Source organism: Blastomonas sp. 34TW, assembly GCF_059803595.1.
This window is the reverse complement of sequence record NZ_JAPFGW010000009.1, coordinates 114,660-132,854: the sequence shown is the minus strand read 5'-3', so window position 1 is coordinate 132,854 and position 18,195 is coordinate 114,660. Positions and strand designations below refer to the sequence as shown.

19 protein-coding genes are annotated in these 18,195 nt (G+C 65.4%); 7 read left to right on the top strand and 12 right to left on the bottom strand.

The features are described from left to right. Positions 1-44: 44 nt before the first annotated feature. The 8 genes from OPU69_RS12900 to OPU69_RS12865 form a co-directional block, all read right to left on the bottom strand. A complete protein-coding gene (locus tag OPU69_RS12900; RefSeq protein ID WP_023836808.1) occupies positions 45-347 on the bottom strand; it encodes a SemiSWEET family sugar transporter in 303 nt (100 codons plus the stop codon). Further along, on the bottom strand, positions 344-1,399 hold the full coding sequence (locus tag OPU69_RS12895) for a mechanosensitive ion channel family protein (protein WP_498511529.1): 1,056 nt from the start codon (positions 1,397-1,399) through the stop codon (positions 344-346). The genes OPU69_RS12900 and OPU69_RS12895 overlap by 4 nt, the downstream gene beginning before the upstream one ends. Before the next feature lie 42 nt (positions 1,400-1,441). Beyond that, positions 1,442-2,074 (bottom strand): Crp/Fnr family transcriptional regulator, encoded by a 633-nt coding sequence (locus OPU69_RS12890; RefSeq protein WP_060978993.1) that lies wholly within the window; start codon positions 2,072-2,074, stop codon positions 1,442-1,444. Positions 2,075-2,237: 163 nt separating this feature from the next. After that, entirely contained in the window at positions 2,238-3,200 is a 963-nt protein-coding gene (locus OPU69_RS12885) for a hypothetical protein (RefSeq protein WP_498511526.1), read from the bottom strand. Positions 3,201-3,346: 146 nt separating this feature from the next. Then, positions 3,347-4,198, bottom strand: a complete 852-nt coding sequence (locus tag OPU69_RS12880; RefSeq protein ID WP_498511524.1) for a glucose 1-dehydrogenase — start codon at positions 4,196-4,198, stop codon at positions 3,347-3,349. 40 nt (positions 4,199-4,238) lie between these two features. Then, entirely contained in the window at positions 4,239-5,027 is a 789-nt protein-coding gene (locus OPU69_RS12875) for a ZIP family metal transporter (RefSeq protein WP_060978996.1), read from the bottom strand. A gap of 50 nt (positions 5,028-5,077) precedes the next feature. After that, a complete protein-coding gene (locus OPU69_RS12870; protein ID WP_498511522.1) occupies positions 5,078-5,950 on the bottom strand; it encodes a manganese catalase family protein in 873 nt (290 codons plus the stop codon). 60 nt (positions 5,951-6,010) lie between these two features. Continuing rightward, entirely contained in the window at positions 6,011-6,199 is a 189-nt protein-coding gene (locus OPU69_RS12865) for a hypothetical protein (RefSeq protein WP_060978998.1), read from the bottom strand. Positions 6,200-6,432: 233 nt separating this feature from the next. On the opposite strand from OPU69_RS12865, the gene glf reads away from it, so the two are divergent. Continuing rightward, a complete protein-coding gene (gene glf, locus OPU69_RS12860; protein WP_498511520.1) occupies positions 6,433-8,772 on the top strand; it encodes a UDP-galactopyranose mutase in 2,340 nt (779 codons plus the stop codon). Continuing rightward, entirely contained in the window at positions 8,769-10,205 is a 1,437-nt protein-coding gene (locus tag OPU69_RS12855) for a glycoside hydrolase 5 family protein (protein WP_498511518.1), read from the top strand. Before glf ends, OPU69_RS12855 begins: the two co-directional genes overlap by 4 nt. Here the strand turns inward: OPU69_RS12855 and OPU69_RS12850 are convergent. Genes OPU69_RS12850 through OPU69_RS12840 form a run of 3 tightly spaced genes read right to left on the bottom strand, consistent with a single transcriptional unit; the run spans position 10,202 to position 11,883 of the window. Beyond that, a complete protein-coding gene (locus OPU69_RS12850; RefSeq protein ID WP_498511516.1) occupies positions 10,202-10,747 on the bottom strand; it encodes a CinA family protein in 546 nt (181 codons plus the stop codon). The genes OPU69_RS12855 and OPU69_RS12850 overlap by 4 nt on opposite strands. A gap of 15 nt (positions 10,748-10,762) precedes the next feature. Next, a complete protein-coding gene (locus OPU69_RS12845) occupies positions 10,763-11,266 on the bottom strand; it encodes a hemerythrin domain-containing protein (protein WP_060979002.1) in 504 nt (167 codons plus the stop codon). 23 nt (positions 11,267-11,289) lie between these two features. Then, positions 11,290-11,883, bottom strand: a complete 594-nt coding sequence (locus OPU69_RS12840) for a hemerythrin domain-containing protein (RefSeq protein WP_498511513.1) — start codon at positions 11,881-11,883, stop codon at positions 11,290-11,292. Positions 11,884-12,040: 157 nt separating this feature from the next. Here OPU69_RS12840 and OPU69_RS12835 point away from each other — a divergent pair, with 157 nt between their 5' ends. The 5 genes from OPU69_RS12835 (at position 12,041) to OPU69_RS12815 (ending at position 17,329) form a co-directional block, all read left to right on the top strand. Continuing rightward, on the top strand, positions 12,041-12,289 hold the full coding sequence (locus OPU69_RS12835) for a hypothetical protein (RefSeq protein WP_060979004.1): 249 nt from the start codon (positions 12,041-12,043) through the stop codon (positions 12,287-12,289). Positions 12,290-12,310: 21 nt separating this feature from the next. Then, on the top strand, positions 12,311-13,294 hold the full coding sequence (locus OPU69_RS12830) for a DNA topoisomerase IB (RefSeq protein ID WP_498511511.1): 984 nt from the start codon (positions 12,311-12,313) through the stop codon (positions 13,292-13,294). A 74-nt stretch (positions 13,295-13,368) separates the two neighbouring features. Continuing rightward, entirely contained in the window at positions 13,369-14,124 is a 756-nt protein-coding gene (otsB, locus tag OPU69_RS12825; protein ID WP_498511509.1) for a trehalose-phosphatase, read from the top strand. 8 nt (positions 14,125-14,132) lie between these two features. Beyond that, positions 14,133-15,914, top strand: coding sequence for a glycoside hydrolase family 15 protein (locus tag OPU69_RS12820; protein ID WP_498511507.1), 1,782 nt, complete (start codon positions 14,133-14,135; stop codon positions 15,912-15,914). Further along, positions 15,911-17,329 (top strand): alpha,alpha-trehalose-phosphate synthase (UDP-forming), encoded by a 1,419-nt coding sequence (locus tag OPU69_RS12815; RefSeq protein WP_060979007.1) that lies wholly within the window; start codon positions 15,911-15,913, stop codon positions 17,327-17,329. Before OPU69_RS12820 ends, OPU69_RS12815 begins: the two co-directional genes overlap by 4 nt. 93 nt (positions 17,330-17,422) lie before the next feature. On the opposite strand, the gene OPU69_RS12810 is transcribed toward OPU69_RS12815, so the two are convergent. Continuing rightward, positions 17,423-18,133 (bottom strand): DUF4142 domain-containing protein, encoded by a 711-nt coding sequence (locus OPU69_RS12810; RefSeq protein WP_060979008.1) that lies wholly within the window; start codon positions 18,131-18,133, stop codon positions 17,423-17,425. Positions 18,134-18,195: the final 62 nt, after the last annotated feature.

The following is an 18,195-nucleotide window of genomic DNA, read 5'->3' as shown; positions in this document are numbered from 1 at the left end:
CCAAAAGCCATTCCGCGCCGATCATCGCAGCAACATAGGCTGGCTCAGGTGGTAGGGTCGAGCGCTTCGGCCACCTCTTCGGTCTTGCGCCGGGGCAATGCGATCATGCCCAGGATGAACAGCGCGAAGCACAGGCAGATCGCATTGGGGATGATCAGCGCCCATTCGCCCTTGAGCAGCCCGAAGGTCGTCCAGGCGAGGAAGGCCAGGCTGGTCAGCGCGAACATGCCGAGCGAAAGCCCCTCGGTCGAACGATCGCGGATGATCTTCCACGCCTGCGGGGTGAAGCTCGCCACCGAGGCGCACGCGCCCACCGTGCCGACAACGGAAATCCAGTCGAGTGTCATGAAAGCTCCAGGGGTTCGAGCGCCAGGCGGCTCCGGTTGAGCGAATTGGGAAGATCATTGGCCATGAAGCGCACCACCGCCTCGCGCACGTCGCAGCGCAGATCGAACAGCTCGCCGCCATTGCGCGCGCTCATCAGCACCCGCAGCTCGAGAATGTCGGCGGTCATGTCGGTCACCTGGAGCAACGCCACCCGTCCGTCCCAGAGCCGGTGTCCACGCACCGCCTCGAGCGCGACCTTGCGCACGCTCTCGACATCGGCGGCATGATCGGCATGGATCATCACGGTGCCGAGCAGATGGCTGGTCTGCAGCGTCCAGTTCTCGATCGGCTCCTCGAGCAGCTTCGAGACCGGAATGACCAGGCGGCGGTCGTCCCAGATCTTCAACACGACATAGGTGAGCGTGATCCGCTCGACCCGGCCCCATTCGCCGCGATAGACCAGCACGTCGTCAATCCGCACCGGCTCGGTAAAGGCCAGCTGGATGCCCGCGACGAGATTCTTGAGCAGGGGCTGCGCGGCGACGCCGAAGGCGAGGCCGGCAAGGCCGGCCGAGGCGACCAGAGCAACACCGATCTCGCGCACCGCCGGAATCTTGAGCAGCAGCAGGCCGATGCTGACCAGCCCGGCGATGACAATGGCGATGCGGGCGAGAATGTCCGCGCGCGTTCGCCTGCGCCGCGCAGCGAGATTGTCCTCGGCGCTGACATCCGATCGCGCTTCGATATAGCCATGGACGAAACGGATGATTGCGATGACCAGCCAGCCCCAGAGCAGCGGCATGATCACGCGCACCGCGCCGGTCAGCGCGGCGGCGGCTTCGTCACCGCGCACCGCCAGGCTGTCGGTGCCAAGCAGCACCAGCGCAACCATGATCCAGCGCGAGGGCTGGCGGATGCATCTGACCAGCGCCTCGTCCTGCAGCGTGCTGGTACGCCGTGCGATGCGGCTGGCAATCGCCATGACGACGGCATGCGCGACCAGCGCAACCGCAATGAGTGTGGCCGCCAGTGCGGGCGTGCGCAGCAATTCCCAGAGATCGGATTGGTCCATCAAGGGGTAACGGCGCACGCCCGATCGGGTTCAGCCCTGGCTTCAGAAAAGCGGCTGATAATTGACCTGGTCGGCCAGATCCTCGCGATCGAGTATCTCGAGCCGGCAATTGACGAGGCGGATGACGCCGTCGGCGCGCATCTGCTGCAGCGTCCGGTTGACGTGCACCGACGAGATGCCGACGAGATCGGCGAGCAGTTCCTGGGTGAGCGGCATGTGATAGCTGTCGGCCTCGCCCTGGCCGCGCATCGCCAGCCGTTCGCCCAGCTCGAGGAACAGATGCGCCATGCGCTCATAGGCGCTCAGGCAGCCGAGACGGAAGATGCTGTTCTCGAGCTGGCGCTCGATCAGCGCGCATTCCAGCTCGACCACGTCCGATTCGGGCAGCGAGCCGAACTCGATCAGCTGCAGACGGCTGATCGACATGACCGCGTGGTAGAAGCTGGGCTGGTTGCTGCGCCAGACGCCGATGATCTCGCCGGGCAGATACAGGTTGGTCAGCTGGCGCCGACCGTCAAAGGTGATGCGATATCCCGCCGCCCAGCCTTCCAGGACGAGTCGCGGCCGGACGACGGTGTCGCCCTGCTGGATGAAGTCGCAACGCGGCTCGATGGAACTGGGGGAGTGGCGGGGTTGAGACGGAAACGCGATCGGCAAGCTCGCATGGATGTTCATGATTACGGTGTCTCTCTGCTAGGTCCCTCCCCTCGCACCCTTTCAGTTGGCTGAACGCCCGTCCTTATACTGGTATATGTTAGTGCCGGATTCGCGACGAGATGAAAAAAACGGGGGGCGAAATGCCCCCCAAGTCGCTGATTTATATTAAAATTAACCCAGGTTAAGTCTTGGGTTTCTCGGTCTTGCCGAGTCCCGAAGACGAGCCGGACGCGCTGACGCCATCGCGCTCGTCATCCTGTCGGTTCTTCGAGCGCCACTCGCTGAACTCCTGGTCGAACTGGCTCTGCCGCTGCTGATTGAAACGGTCATAGTCGCTGTCGAGCTGCTCGATCTGCTTCTGGCGCCAGCTCGAATAATGCGGATCGTGCTGGTGCCGGTGCCCTGAGCTATCACCCTGCTGACCCCAGCCGTGCTGTCCGCCACCCTGCTGGTTCTGGCCATAACGCCCCGAACCCTGCTGGTCCTGACCGCCCTGGAAGGACTGGCCATAGCCGCCGGCCATGCCGCCGCCATAGCCCGAAGACTGGCCGCCCTGACCGCCCGAATAGCCATAGCCGCCCTGGCCGCTGCCGCCGCCTGACTGGCCCCATTGGCTGCCATTGCCGCCCTGCTGGTCATAGCCGCTGGGCTGGCCATAGCCTTGGTTCGACTGACCATAGCCCTGGCCCGACTGGCCATAGCCCGACGAACGGTTCTGCTGGCCCTGGCCTGCGCCGCCCCAGCCGCCGCCCTGGGCAAAACCGCCGACTTGCGCATAGTCCTGGCCAGACTGGCCAAATCCGCTGCCGCCGCCATAGCCGCCGCCCTGGCCCGAACCGCCACCGCCATATTGCGCGGGATCGGCGAAATGGCCGCCATGCTGCCAGTTGTTGCCGCCCTGCTGATGCGACTGACCGGATTGGCCGGACTGGCCCCAGCCGCCACCCTGGTTGTTGCCGCCCTGCTGACCGCGCTGGTAATCTCCCTGCCCGCGCTGGCCCCAGTTGTCAGCCTGCTGCTGCGGCTGGCCCTGCCCGGCATAGCCGGATTGATGGCTCGCCGAGCGCGCATAGTCGTTTTCCTGCCGACGCTGGCCTTGCTGGTTGCTGTCGGTGTCGTTCCAGTTCTGATTGTTATCAGCCACTTGAGACTTCCTTTCCTGCATTGCGGTTGCGCCACCTGGGGAAGAGGCGGCGCTCCGGACCGCTGCTGCCATAGTCGGAATATTGGCGGGCAGCGGCCCTTGCACAGGTTAGGAATGGCGCAGGCTATCGCACCGCTCGCCGCAAATCAGCTTCCGACGATCACCCCGCCATTGGGGTGGAGCACCTGGCCGCTCATGTAGCTCGAATCCTCGCACGCCAGGAACAGGAAGCAGGGTGCGACCTCGTTGGGCTGACCGGGGCGTCCCATTGGCGTTGATTCACCGAAATTCTCGAGCTTCTCCTCGCTCGCGCCACCACAGGGGTTAAGAGGGGTCCAGATCGGTCCCGGCGCGACGCCGTTCACACGGATGCCCTTTTCGACAAGATTTTGCGACAGGCTGCGCGTGAAGGCGGTGATTGCGCCCTTGGTCGCCGAATAGTCGAGCAGCTCGTCGGCACCCTTGTACATCGTCACCGAGGTGCAGTTGATGATCGTCGCACCGGGCTTGAGATGCGGCATCGCCGCCTGCACCATGTAGAACATGCCATAGACATTGGTCTGGAAGGTGCGCTTGAGCTGCTTGTCCGAGATATCGGTAATGTCCTTGTCGGGATGCTGCTCGCCCGCATTGTTGACGAGAATGTCGATCTGGCCGAACGTGCGGATGGCAAGGTCTATGACCTCGCGGCAATGGTCGCGCTCGCCGATATCGCCGGCGATGATCACCGCCTTGCCGCCTTCTTCCTCGACCATCTCGGCCGTGGCCTCGGCATCGGTGTCCTCTTCCAGATAGCTGATCACGACATTCGCGCCCTCGCGCGCGAACAGCACCGCGACGGCACGGCCGATCCCCGAATCGCCGCCGGTGACGATCGCCACCTTGCCCTCGAGCCGACCCGAACCCGGGTAACGCGGCTGCCATTCGGGCTTGGGATCAAGCTCGGCTTCGAGGCCGGGAAGCTGTGCCTCATGCATTTTGGATATCGTGCTGGTCATGGGGAAATGTCCTTCGATGGAGGGAGGGTGCGTGCCCGGATCAACCCAGGGTCACGTCGAGAAACATCATGATGGCCAAACCCGCCATCAGTGCAGGGGTTGCCGATCCATGCTCGATCCGGCGGCTGGTGCCGGGGATGATGTCGGCCATCACGACGAACAGCATCGCGCCGGCGGAAAAGCCCAGCGCCCAGGGGAGCGCCGCTGTCGAAGCCTGGACGATAGCAACGCCCAGCGCACCGCCGAACGGTTCGACCAGCCCAGTGGCGAGCGCGGCGAGGATGCACCGCCCCCTGCTCCAGCCCAGGGTCGACAGCGCCGCCGCCACCGCCATGCCTTCGGGAATGTTCTGGATGCCGATCCCAAGCGCGGTCGCCCAGCCGAGGCTCGCATCGTCCGACATGAAGCTGACGCCGACCGCGGTGCCTTCGGGAATGTTGTGCAGCGTCACCGCGAGGATGAACAGCAGGATGCGCCGATGTTCGGCATTGTCGGCGAGCCAGCCGGGCAGCTTCGCCAGCCGGGCGCGCGCGATCCGATCGATGCCGCGGCCGAGCTGCGCCATCGCCAGCGCGCCGAGCAGCACCGCGCCGATCACGATCACCGCCGCCATCTCGCGCGACGACCCGGTGGCCTCGGCCTGCGCGATGCCGGGGATGATCAGCGAGAAGAACGCCGCCGCGATCATCACTCCGGCGGCAAAACCCATCAACAGATTCTGCCGCCGGGCATCGGGCGGGCCGCCCAGCATGACCACCACGCCGCCCAGCCCGGTCAGCGCGCCTGCGACCAGGCTGCCGACGATGCCCAGGATCGCCAGTTCATTCATCGGCTTGGGCGCGGTGGCGAGGGGTCATGCCTGGCATCGTCACGTCAGGGTCAGACCTGCTTCATGCCGAGTTCGGCCCCGGTCACCGGATCGACCGTGGGGTCCGATGCGGTGCGCTCGGCCATCGCCAGCACGGTGCGCAGCTGGTCCTTGGGCAGCTCGACCTCGGCGGTGCCGTCGCCGCCATCGACCGGGCCGTGCGCCTCGAGGTCGTCGATCCGCTCCCACTGGTCGCCGCTGTTCCACGGGCCCTCGGTATCGCCGGGGCCGGTCGACGCGTTGACATAGAGCGAATCATAATCCCCCATCGCGCCGAGCTTGCCCGGAGGGAAATTGTCGGCGATCGTGTACAGCGCCTTTTCGAATGATTTCTGGTGGGCGATCTCGCGCGTCATCAGAAAGCCGAGCGCATCCTTGATGCCCGGATCGTCGGTCACGTTGATCAGCCGCTCATAAACGATCTTGGCGCGCGATTCGGCAGCGATATTGCTGCGCAGATCACAGGTCGGGTCGCCGCGCGAATCGACATAGGCTGCGGTCCATGGCACGCCGGACGAATTGGTGAGCGCGGGGCCGCCGCCATAGAGGATCGCCTGGGTATGGCTGTTGCCGCCAGCGGTGAGCGAGCGGTACAGGTCCGCTTCCTCCATCGCAGCCTCGGCCAGATCGCCTTTCGCGCCATTGTTGAGCATCGCGACGATCGATCCGATCACCTCGAGATGGCTCAGCTCCTCGGTGGCGATGTCGAGCAGCATGTCCTTGCGGCCGGGATCCTCCTCGGCCAGCCCTTGCGTGAAATAGCGCATTGCCGCAGCGAGCTCGCCATCGGGTCCGCCGAACTGTTCGAGCAGCAGCGAACCGAGCACCGGGTTCGGCTCGGACACGCGCACGGTATATTGCAGGCGCTTGTTATGGGTGAACATGCGGGGGGTTTCCTTGAAATGGGGGGAGGTCCCGGAACGCGCGGTTCCGGGGCCGAAGGATCAGAGGGCGGTGGTCGTTGGGTGCGCCGTCGTCACATGCGCCGCGTTGCCAACGCGCTCTTCGCGGCGTAACGTGCGCGGGATGGTGTTGTGCTTGGGCGCCGGCATCGCCAGCGTGAGGAGCGCACCGATCAGCGGCACGCCCATGATCCAGAGCGGCAGCAGCGGGAATCCGAGAAAATAGGTCATGGGGGGTCTCCATCATTGCCGGGGCGGGGTGTCCCGACAGGATGGTGCAAGGCTGACCCCTTGAGCACGACCGCCCCATAACATGGGTCAGGCCGCGCCAATTTCGTCAGAACGAGGGGGTTTCACCTATGTAAGATTGCCCGGGCGCGCGCTCGGCTAGGTGCCGGATCAGTCCAATGCGACACGCCCGTCCGTTCCAGGACCGGCGGCCACCTTCGATCCGGAGACACCCGATGCACCGCCCGTTTTCGCACAGCCCGACCCCTGCCCTTTCGGCGCGCCCGGTGATCGTCTGTTTCTCGCACCTTCGCTGGGACCTGGTGTTCCAGCGGCCGCAGCACATCATGACCCGGCTCGCCGGCCAGTTCGACGTCACCTATTGGGAGGAGCCGCGCTTCGAGGCGGCGTGCGATTCTCCCCGGCTCGACCGCAGCAGCGTCGAGGGCGGCGTGACGCGGCTGGTTCCGGTGCTGCCCGAAGGGCTTGACGGCACCGCCATCGATCGGGCGCTCGGCGCGTTGCTCGAGGCCGAGGTCGCAGGCCACCGCGGCCCCCTGGTCTTCTGGTACTATACCCCGATGATGCTCGCGTTCAGCGCCGGCATGCAGCCCGATTTCACCGTCTATGACTGCATGGACGAGCTCGCCAATTTCGCCTTTGCGCCCGCCGATATCGCGCAGCGCGAGGCGAGCCTGATGGCGCGCGCCGACCTGGTGCTGTGCGGCGGACGCAGCCTCTACGAGGCACGCCGCAACCGTCACCCGAACGTGAACTGCTATCCGTCGGGCGTCGATATCGCGCATTTTGCGCGCGAGGCCGCGACCACTCCGGAACCCGAGGATCAGGCGCAGCTGCCACGCCCGCGCCTCGGCTTCTATGGCGTGATCGACGAGCGCATGGACCTCGCGCTGCTCGCCGAACTCGCAGCGCTGCGCCCCGACTGGGCGTTCGTGATGATCGGTCCGGTGGTCAAGATCAGCCCCGACGATCTGCCGCGCGCCGCCAATATCCATTGGCTGGGCGGACGCGATTATGCCCGGCTGCCCGATTATGCGGTGCACTGGGACGTCGCGCTGATGCCCTTCGCGCTCAACGCCTCGACGCAGTATATCAGCCCGACCAAGACCCCCGAATATATGGCAAGCGGACTGCCCGTGGTTTCCACCCCGATTGCCGATGTCGTTGCGACCTATGGCACGCTCGGCAGCATCCGCATCGCCGAAGACGCGCGCGGATTCGTGTCTGCCTGCGAAGCGCTGCTCAGCGCCGATTCGCGCACCCGCGCCGCGTGGAAGGCAGAGGCCGAAACGTGCCTGGCCGACAAGAGCTGGGACGGCACCGTTTCCAGAATCGCGCGCCAGTTGCAGGACGGGCTTGTCGCGCGGCAGGTCGCACGCATCGGCTCTGCCCGCCCGGTCAATCGCGCGCGCCATTATGACGTGCTCGTCGTCGGCGCAGGGTTCGCCGGTGCCGTCATGGCCGAGCGGATCGCCGCAGGATCGGGCAAGTCGGTGCTGGTGATCGACAAGCGCCCGCATATTGCGGGCAATGCCTATGACCATCATGACGATGCCGGCATCCTGGTGCACAAATACGGCCCGCATATCTTCCACACCAACAGCCGCGACATTCTCGACTATCTTTCGCGCTTTACCGGCTGGCGGTCCTATGAGCATCGCGTGCTCGCGCAAGTGGACAATCAGCTGGTGCCGATGCCGATCAACCGCACGACGCTCAACGCACTTTATGGTCTGAACCTCGAGACTGAGGAAGAAGCGGCAGAATATCTCCGGTCGGTTGCGCTCGATGTCGGCGAGGTGCGCAATTCGCGCGATACCGTGGTGTCGCAAGTCGGTGAGGACCTCTATGCCAAGTTCTTCGAGGGCTATACCCGCAAGCAATGGGGCGTCGATCCGCGCGAGCTCGACAAGTCGGTCGCGGCGCGGGTTCCGGCGCGGACGAATACCGATGACCGATATTTTACCGATGCGCATCAGTGCATGCCCAATCAGGGCTATACGAAGATGTTCGCCAAGATGCTGGATCACCCGCAGATCGACGTGCTGACCGGTCAGGGCTATGCCGATCTGCCCGACAATATCAGCTGGGACCATCTGGTCTGGACCGGGCCGATCGACGAATATTTCCACCACCGGCTGGGGCATCTGCCCTATCGTTCGCTGCGCTTCGAGCATGAAACGCTGCCGCAGGAACAGGCGCAGCCGGTTGCGACGGTCAACTATCCGGATTACGACGTGCCCTATACCCGCATCACCGAGTTCAAGCATCTGACCGGGCAACAGGCCGAGGTGACCAGCATCATGCGCGAATATCCGGCGGACAAGGGCGATCCCTATTATCCCGTGCCCAATGCAGCCGCGCAGGACATGTACCGGCGCTATGCGGCGCTGGCGCGCGATTGCCCGGAAGTGACCTTTGTCGGGCGGCTCGCCACCTATCGCTATTACAACATGGACCAGATCGTCGGCCAGGCGCTGGCGACCTGGCGCAGGCTCGATGCGCGCTGGCGGCTCGAATCGCTCTCGACCCTGGGCGTGGTGGCCGCCGAATGAAGCACGTTGCCGAGCTTGAAAAAACGGCCATCCGCCGCGTATCCGCACCCGGTCCCGAGCGGGACTGGGTGCGGTGCGTGGGCCGCGCACCCTATTTCCAGACCGAATCGGGCGCGGCCTGGGCACCGGTCGGGCATAACGAGGCGATCACCTGGCCGCATCTCGCGCCGCTCTATCGCAGGCACGATGTCGCATCGGTCGATCGGCATTTCGCCGCGCTGAAGGCGAGCGGGGTCACATGCCTGCGCCTCATGCTCGATTACAACCAGGTCCGCCACCGCCATCTGGAAAGCCGCTGCGGCCATTTCAGCCCGGCAATGGTGCGGCTGTGGGACGATCTCATCCAGCTGGGTGAGCGGCACGACATCCGCTTCCTGCTCACCCCGTTCGACACCTTCTTCATGGCGCGGCGCTGGAAGACGCACCCCTATGCCCAGGCGACCGGCGGGCCGTGCAAGTCGCCGCGCCACATGTTCACCTGCGCCGATACGCGCGCGGCGATCATCAACCGGCTGCTGTTCGCCACCCGCCGCTGGGGGCACAGCCAGGCGGTGTTCGGCTGGGACCTGTGGAACGAGATCGACAGCTTCTATGCTGGCGGCGACATGGCGGCGGTGCATGCCTTTGTCGGCGAGGTCTCGGCAGCGCTCAGGGCCGAGGAGTTGCGCGTGCATGGCCGCAGCCATCCGCAGACGGTGTCGGTCTATCTCCCCAACCTGCTGCTGCGCCCCGATCTGGGCGAGGTGATCTTCCGCCACCCGTCGCTCGATTTCGCCAGCGTGCACCTGTACGAGAAGGGCACAATCGACCATCCGCGCGGCACGCTTGGCCCCGCCGAGGCGACCGCGCGGCTGATGACGCAAGCGATCGAGCAATGTCCGGTCGATCGCCCGTTGCTCGATACCGAGCACGGGCCGATCCATGCGTTCAAGGATCGGCACATCACGCTGCCGGATGATTTCGACACCGAGCTGTTCCGCCGCATGCAATGGGCGCATCTGGCGAGCGGCGGCGCAGGCGGCGGCATGCGCTGGCCTTATCGCCACCCGCATGTGCTGCTGCCCGCGATGCACGAAGCGCAGGGCGTGCTGGCGCGCTTCCTGCCACTGATCGACTGGTCGAGCTTCCGCCGCCAGCCGCTCGGCGAACGGTTGCGCGCACCGGGCTTCGATGGCCTTGCGACCGGCTGCGGCGATGCCCGCCAGGCGATCGTGGTGCTGATGGCCAATCGCGCGCAGTGCGGCCATGCATCGACGCTCGACATTCACGGGCTGGAGCCTGGCGTGTATAGCGTCACCCAGATGAACACGCTGACCGGAGAGGCGGAAACCGCTCAGGTCCAGACGATGCAGGACGGAACGCTCACCGTGCTGGCGGGCGGGACGGGCCAGGATGTCGCGCTCGCGATGGTGCGGACCGACTCGAGCGGCTAGTCGCCGCGCTGGTCCTTGGCTGTGCGCAGCCCGATGGCGAGCGCGGCGAGCGTCACCATGTTGCGGATGTCGCGCCGCGGGCGTTCGCCATAATCGACGCGATAGACCCAGGACTGGTCGGGCACCGCAACGCCGATATAGGCAACGCCCGCACCCTCGCGTTCGTCAGGGTCGGACGACCCGGCAAAGCCGGTAATGGCGAGCGAAAGCTGCGCATCGGCAAGACACAGGCTGTTTTCCGCCAGAGCGCGCGCCACCGGCTCGCTCACCGCGCCATGCTGGTCGATCAGGCCGGGATCGATGCCCAGCATGTCGTGCTTGGCGGCGACCGAATAGCAGACATAGCCGCGATCGAGGCAATGGCTCAGCCCCTCGATATCGGTGACCAGCGACGACAGGAAGCCGCCGGTGCAGCTTTCCGCCGTCGCCAGCTTCCAGTTCATCCTGTCGAGCATCGCCAGCAGCGTTCGCGCGGCTGCGGTCAGCTGCGCGGAATCGGGCACCACACGTTCGTCGCGTTCCTGTTCGAGTGCTTCGGTCATGCCCGGCCCGTGCGTTCAGCTCGCCAGCGCGACCAGTTCGGGCCGGGGCAGACCTTCGGCCTTGGCCTGGGCGAGCAGTTGCTGCTTCAGCTCGGCCATCTGCGCGCCCAAGGCGACCAAGTCGATGTCCGCCTTGCGCACCTGCGCGAAGATGCTGCCGCGCTGGCGCTCTTCCTCATAGACGTGATGCTCGACCTGCTCCTTCAGCACGCTCACCTTGGCGTCATAATAGGCGTCCGAGGGCGTGCCCTGTTGCAGCGAGAGGATCAGCGTCTTGGCGCTGTCATGCTCGACCTGCGCCTCGTCCATCATGTCGTCGTCGACCGCCTCGCGGATCGCAGGATAGAAGACCTGCTCCTCGACCATCGCGTGAATGGTCAGTTCCTGGCAGATCTGCTGGACGATCTTCTGCTGCGCCGCCTCGCCGCGCGCATTGTCGTATTTCTCGAACAAGGCTTCCACCGTGCGGTGGTCATCGGCGAGCATCTGCAACGCGTCGCGGCTTTCCTTCTGGGCCATGTCTCTCTCCTTTGTCGAACGGGTCAGGCGAGGATCAGCCCCGCCATGTTCATCTCGCGGCTGAGCTTCTTGTTCTCCTCGTCGCTCAGACGCTCGCGCAGCGCGGGGAACAGCTCGTCCTCTTCCTCGCGCATATGCTCCTCGAGCGCGCTGCGCAGGCGGCCGAGCGTTTCGTTGAACGCCGGATCGCCCTTGTCCATATGGCCGAGCGCGTAGAGCATCGCCTTGACCTCGCCATGGTCGCTGTTGAGCGACTTGGCCGCATCACCCTCGCCGCCCTGGCCGAGCACGGGATAGATGACATTCTCTTCCTGCATCGCGTGCTTGGTGATCATGTGCTTGAGGTTCATCAGCAGCATCGCGCGGCGGTCGGTCTGCTCGGGCGAGAGCTGTTCGAGCTTGTCGATCACGGCCAGCGTCGCCTTGTGCTCTTTGATCAAGCCTTCGCACCAGTCCTGCGCCATCGCGGTGGGGGCCTGGACCGCCATCTTGCGGCCGATATTGGCGATCGCCGCCACGCCTGCAGTGAGCAGCAGGCCCTTGACCGAGCTGCTCAGGATCGAGCTTCCGCCCTGTCCGTTGGGGGTGCGACCATTGTGCGTTCGTGAATGAGCCATGGGGTGTTCCTCTCGATGGGGGCCGCCGATTCGGGGAGGCGGCGGCTTCGGACCTTTGTGTCGCGCAGCCGCGAACAACCCACACCGGCCTATGTTAGCGCCCCCCGCAATTGCCGCGCCTAGCCTTGCAGCCTCATTTTGCGAGAAGGACGGAGCCATGACCGACAAGACGCGTATCCCCGACGACATGGAAGCGCGGACCGGCAAGGGTGGTGCGGGAGAATCGGGCGGCGGCGCCTATCCCAACCCGCACACCGGCAAGGAGCTGCGCGGCGAAAAACGGGGTTTCATCGAAGGTGGACAGAGCGAGAACCGCTATTACGGGCCGAAACATGCGCAAGGCAATGCCGCCAAGAATGCCGGGCGCGACGATCTGGCAGGCGACAAGGTCCATGAGGGCATGTGATCTGCCCGGCGCGCCTGCCCGATGAGCAGGGAAGGCGCGCTGGTCTTCACGACCGACGACATGCCCGGCATCACCCGCAAGCGGCGCGGCAAGGGCTTCAGCTATCACGATGCGAAGGGAAAGCTGATCCGAGACAGGGCGGTACGCCAGCGCATCGACAGCCTGGCCATCCCGCCCGCTTATGAGCAGGTGTGGATATGCCCCGACCCCAACGGCCATCTGCAGGCGACCGGGCGCGATGCCCGCGGGCGCAAGCAGTATCGCTATCACCCCGCCTATCGCGAGCAACAGGACGCGGCGAAGTTTGCCCGGCTTGCCAGTTTCGGGGCGAAACTTCCCGCAATCCGCGAACGGGTGGAAAAGGATATTTCCTCGAAGGGAACATCGCGCACCTGCGTGATGGCGACGATCATTCACCTGCTCGACTGTACCGCGATCCGCATCGGCAATGCGCTGTACGCCAAGCAGAACCGGTCCTACGGCTTGACCACGCTGCACTGCCGCCATGTCGCGCTCGAGGCCTCGCAGATCCGCTTCCGCTTCAACGGCAAGAGCGGGCGCAAATGGGATGTGAGCCTGCGCCACCGGCGCGTCGCCAAGGTGCTGCGCGGCCTGCAGGAGCTGCCCGGCCAGCAGCTGTTCCGGTACAAGGACGGCGACGAGCTGCGCGCGGTCACGTCGGACGATATCAACGCCTATCTGCGCGAGATCGGCGGCGAGGATTTCTCGGCCAAGGATTTCCGCACCTGGTGCGGCACCGTCACGGCTTGCTCGGTGCTGTGCGAGCTGCGTCAGCAGGAGGATGCGCCGCCTGCAGAAAAGGCAATCCGCGAGGCGGTGGCGCGCGCCGCCGATGCGCTGGGCAACACGCCCACCATATGCCGACAGTCCTATATCCATCCGCAGCTGCTCGAAGCCTATCGCGATGATGACCCAATGTTCCGCCGCACCGACCCGGACGAAGCCGAACCGGCGGTGCTCAAGCTGCTGAAAAAGCGCCGTTGAGGGGAACCTGCACGGCTCTGGCGCGTGTCCCTTGCACACCTTCATGGATGGACCCGAAAAGGAGCCGCACCCGCGTGCCTGACAGCCTTGTGCATTTGATCGTCCCCGCCGAAACCCATCAGGAGGCAAGGCCATTGGCGCTGCTGCTCGATTTTGACGGGACGCTGGTCGAGATTGGCGACACGCCCGATGCTGTCGCGATCAGCCCGGCCATGGCCGACACGCTGGCCGAAGCGTCGCGCACCCTGGCTGGCCGCATCGCGGTGGTGAGCGGCCGCTCGCTCGAACAGCTGCACCGCTTGCTTCCCCCCGCACTGGCAGGCGGCGTGATCGCGGCCAGCCATGGTCAGGAGCTGAGCGTCGACGGCGCGGTCCAGGCCCCTCGCGCCACACGGCTGTTCGCCGATCTTGCCTTCGAGGCGGCCCTGCATTTCGAGGACTTTCCCGGCATCGTCATCGAGGAGAAGAGCTTCGGGCTGGGCGTGCACTACCGGTTGATGCCGCAGTTGCGCGACCGGGCTGAGCAATGGGCGCTGGCGCAGGCCGCCGCGCACGGGCTGGTCGTCCAGCAGGGCGACATGGTGTTCGAGCTGCGGCCCGGCGGATCGGACAAGGGCGATGCGGTGCGCGCCATCATGGCGCTGGATCGCTTTGCCGGCAGCGCGCCGGTGTTCATCGGCGACGATCTGACCGACATCCCTGCTTTCGAAGCAACGCGCGCGCTGGGCGGCCAGGCGATCAGCGTCGGCTCGCGCACCGCCGATCACAGCGACGAGCGGCTCGACAGCGTCGAAGGCGTGCGTCGGCGCATCGCGGCGCTGATCGCATGAGTGCGGCGATGAGGGACGCCATGAACCTCTGGCCCATCGGCAATTGCGAGATCGCAGCGCTGGTCGATCCCAATGCCCGCATCGCCTGGGGCTGCCTGCCGCGCTTCGATGGCGATCCGGTGTTCTGCTCGCTGCTCGAACCCAGGCAGGACCATGGCTATTGGGACATCGTGCTCGAGAACTGCGCACATACCGAGCAGCACTATATCCGCAACACCCCCGTGCTGGTCACGCGCATGTCGTGCAATGCGGGCAATGTCATCGAGGTCGTGGATTTCATGCCGCGCTTCCCGCGCCATGGCCGCATGTTCCGCCCGGTGGCGATTGCACGGATCGTCCGCGTCATCAGCGGGTCCCCCCGCATCTCGGTGCGGCTGCGCCCCGCTTATGCCTGGGGCGAGGGTTCGCCCCGGCTCACATCGGGCTCCAATCACATACGCTATATCCTGGGCGAGCAAGTCCAGCGATTGACCTCGAACGCCCCTTTGGGGTGGATCCGGGACGAGCGCATGTTCAGGGCAGAACGCGACCTCTATTTCTATTTCGGCCCCGACGAAGGGTTCGACGCGCAGCTAGAGGCGCGGATGGAGGCAATGCTCGACGAGACCGTCTCGACCTGGCAGCACTGGGTGCGCGGGCTCAACTTGCCGCTCGAATGGCAGGAGGCGGTGATCCGCGCCGCGATCACGCTCAAGCTGTGCCAGTACGAACAGACCGGCGCGATCGTCGCGGCGCTCACCACCTCGCTGCCCGAACATGCCGATTCGGGGCGCAACTGGGATTATCGCTTCTGTTGGATCCGCGATGCCTATTTTACCGTGCAGGCGCTCAACCGGCTCGGCGCGCTCGACGTGCTCGAATCGTACCTGCATTACTTGCGCAACATCGTCGATGCAGCGCGCGGCGGGCATATCCAGCCGCTCTACGGCATCGGCGGCGAAGCAACCCTCACCGAGCATGTCATGCCCGCGCTCCAAGGCTTTGCCGGCATGGGTCCGGTGCGATCGGGCAACCAGGCCTATGAGCAGGTCCAGCACGATGCCTATGGCCAGATCGTGCTGTCGAGCGTGCAGGCCTTTTTCGACCAGCGGCTGCTGCGCCAGGCGACGGTGCAGGATTTTGAGGCTCTGGAAGTCGTCGGCCACCGCGCCTTTGCAATGTTCAACGAGCCCGATGCGGGCCTGTGGGAGCTGCGCACTCGCGCGCATGTCCATACCTATTCCGCCGCGATGTGCTGGGCCGCATGCGACCGGCTCGCCAATGCGGCAGGCGCGATCGGGCGGCCCAAGGCGGCGATGTTCTGGGGCGAGCGCGCCGAGCATATCCGTACCCATATCGACGCCCATGCCTGGAGCCATGCGGGCAACCATTATTCGGCGGTGCTGGGCGAACGCACGCTCGATGCCAGCCTGTTGCAACTGCTCGACCTGAAATTCATCCGCGCCGACGATCCGCGCTTCATAGCGACGCTCGACGCGATCGAGGGCGGGCTGCGCCGGGGCAGCCATATGCTGCGCTATGCCGACGAGGACGATTTCGGCCCGCCGCAATCGGCGTTCAACGTCTGCACCTTCTGGCTGATCGAGGCGCTGCACGCCACCGGCCGCTATGGCGATGCCCGTTCGCTGTTCGAGGAAATGCTGAGCCGCCGAACCCCGGCCGGCCTGCTCTCCGAAGATATCGACCCCAGCACCGGCGCGCTGTGGGGCAATTATCCGCAAACCTATTCGCTGGTGGGGCTGATCCAGTGTGCAGGCCTTCTCTCCCGCCCCTGGAGTGACGCACGATGAACCGTCTGATCTGCATATCCAACCGTGTCCAGGCCGCGCATAGCGGCGCGAACAGCAATCGCGGCGGGCTCGCCGTCGCGCTTTCCGCCGCGCTCCGGGAAAGCAACGGCATCTGGTTCGGCTGGTCGGGCGAGCAGACCGACGAATTTACCGGCCAGATCAGCTTCCGTCGCCAGGACGGGGTGGCCACCGCGACCATCGATCTCGAGGCACAGGATATCGAGGAATATTATAACGGCTTTGCCAACCGCACGCTGTGGCCGCTCTTCCACTACCGGCTCGATCTGACCGAGATCGCCCGCGACTTTGCCGGGGGCTATGCGCGCGTCAATCAGCGCTTTGCCGAGACGGTGGCGCCGCTGATCGAGCCCGACGACATGATCTGGGTGCACGATTATCACCTTATGCCGCTCGGCCAGCGGCTGCGCGAGCGCGGGTTCGATAACCGGCTCGGCTTCTTCCTCCACACCCCCTGGCCACCCGCCAGCCTGATGATGTCGCTCCCGGGCCATCGCGAGCTGGTCAAAAGCCTCCTCAGCTATGACGTGATCGGCTTCCACACCGACGAATGGCGCGCCTCGTTCATCGACTATATCGTCACGCACCTGGGTGCCGAACTCGACGGCGATCATGCGCTGCTCGACGGGCGCTCCACCCGGCTGCTGATCTGCCCGATCGGGCTCGACACGGCGGAGTTCACCTCCGCGCTTGGGACCCCGGCCGCACGCGATGCGGAACAGCGGCTGATCACCAGCGCGGTCGGGCGGCAGGTGATCGTCGGCGTGGACCGGCTCGACTATTCCAAGGGGCTGCAGGAGCGCTTCCTGGCCTATGAGCAGCTGCTCACCACCCGGCCCGAATTGCGCGAGAAGCTGTTCCTGTTGCAGATCGCGCCGCCCTCGCGCGGCGACGTGCCGAGCTATCAACAGATCCGCGCAGAGCTGAACGCACTGTCGGGCGGGATCAACGGCGAGTTCGCCTCGATCGACTGGGTGCCGGTGCGCTATGTCAACAAGGGCTATGCGCGCGAGGAGCTGTTCGGCATCTACCGCGCCTCGCGCGTCGGGCTGGTCACACCCTTGCGCGACGGGATGAACCTGGTCGCCAAGGAATATGTCGCGGCGCAGGATCCCGAGGACCCCGGCGTGCTGGTGCTGTCGCGCTTCGCCGGCGCGTCGGTGCAGCTCGATGCGGCGCTGATCATCAACCCGCACAGCAGCGAGGACATGGCCGATGCGATCGCGCGCGCGCTGACCATGCCGCTTGAGGAGCGGCGCGAGCGCCATGCCGCGATGCTGGCCTCGGTGGTCAAGCAGGACGTGCGCTGGTGGAGCGCGCGCTTCATCGCCGCGCTGCAGCCGCCCCAGCCGAGCGAGGATCGCCCCCGGCTTGCGCTCGCCGGCGGCAAGGGCTGAATACCGACGGCCATCGTCTGCAAAAAAAAATGGCGACCCGAAGGCCGCCAGTGAGGTGGAGAGAAGGAGCGGATCCGCTCTGTTTGTCCGCCGTTACTGATCGGTGGTCGAACCGGTCGCGCGCGGGGCGCGGTTGGCGCTCGACGATTCGTTCGCTGTGCCCATGCTGCCGTCCTGCATCGCGCCGCTGCGGTTGCCCGTGCCCACCCCGGCGGTCGTGCCATTGGCACCCTGGCCATTCTGTTCCAGCCAGTCGTGATGCTTCTGGATGACCGGGATGACCTGTGTCGCAAAGCCCTTGAGCTCGTTATTGTCGCCGCTCTGGGCATAGCCCTGATGCAGCGCCAGCGCCTTGCGGTGCGCCGCCATCTGCTGGCTCAGATATTCGCGATCGAAGGCCTCGCCCCGTGCCGCCTTCAGCCGGTCGATCATCGCCTGATGTTCGGTATCGAGCCGCGCCGGGGGCTGGGTGCCCAGATTGGCGCGCGTCACCATCGCCTTCATGTCCTGCGAGGATTTTGTGTGGTCAGTGACCATCATCCGGCCGAAATCCTTGACCTGTTGCGACTGGCCGTTCTTTGCTGCCAGCTCGCCCGCCTGGATCTCGTACAAATCCGAATTGGCGGCCTGCGCCACATAGGTGCCGGTCGATACCGGTGTTGCCGTAACGGCGGGATCGTTCGCCGAATTCATTGCCATATCGTCCTGCCCGGTCGCAGCCGCATCGCCCGCTGCCGTGTCCGAGCGCGCGCCATCGGGTGCATCGCAGGCCGCCACCAGCAGGGCCGCCGTCAAGATTGCCATATTCCGCATAACCACATCCTTTCGATGGTTGGTGCGGCAGGAATAGGCGGGGCTAGGCGAGG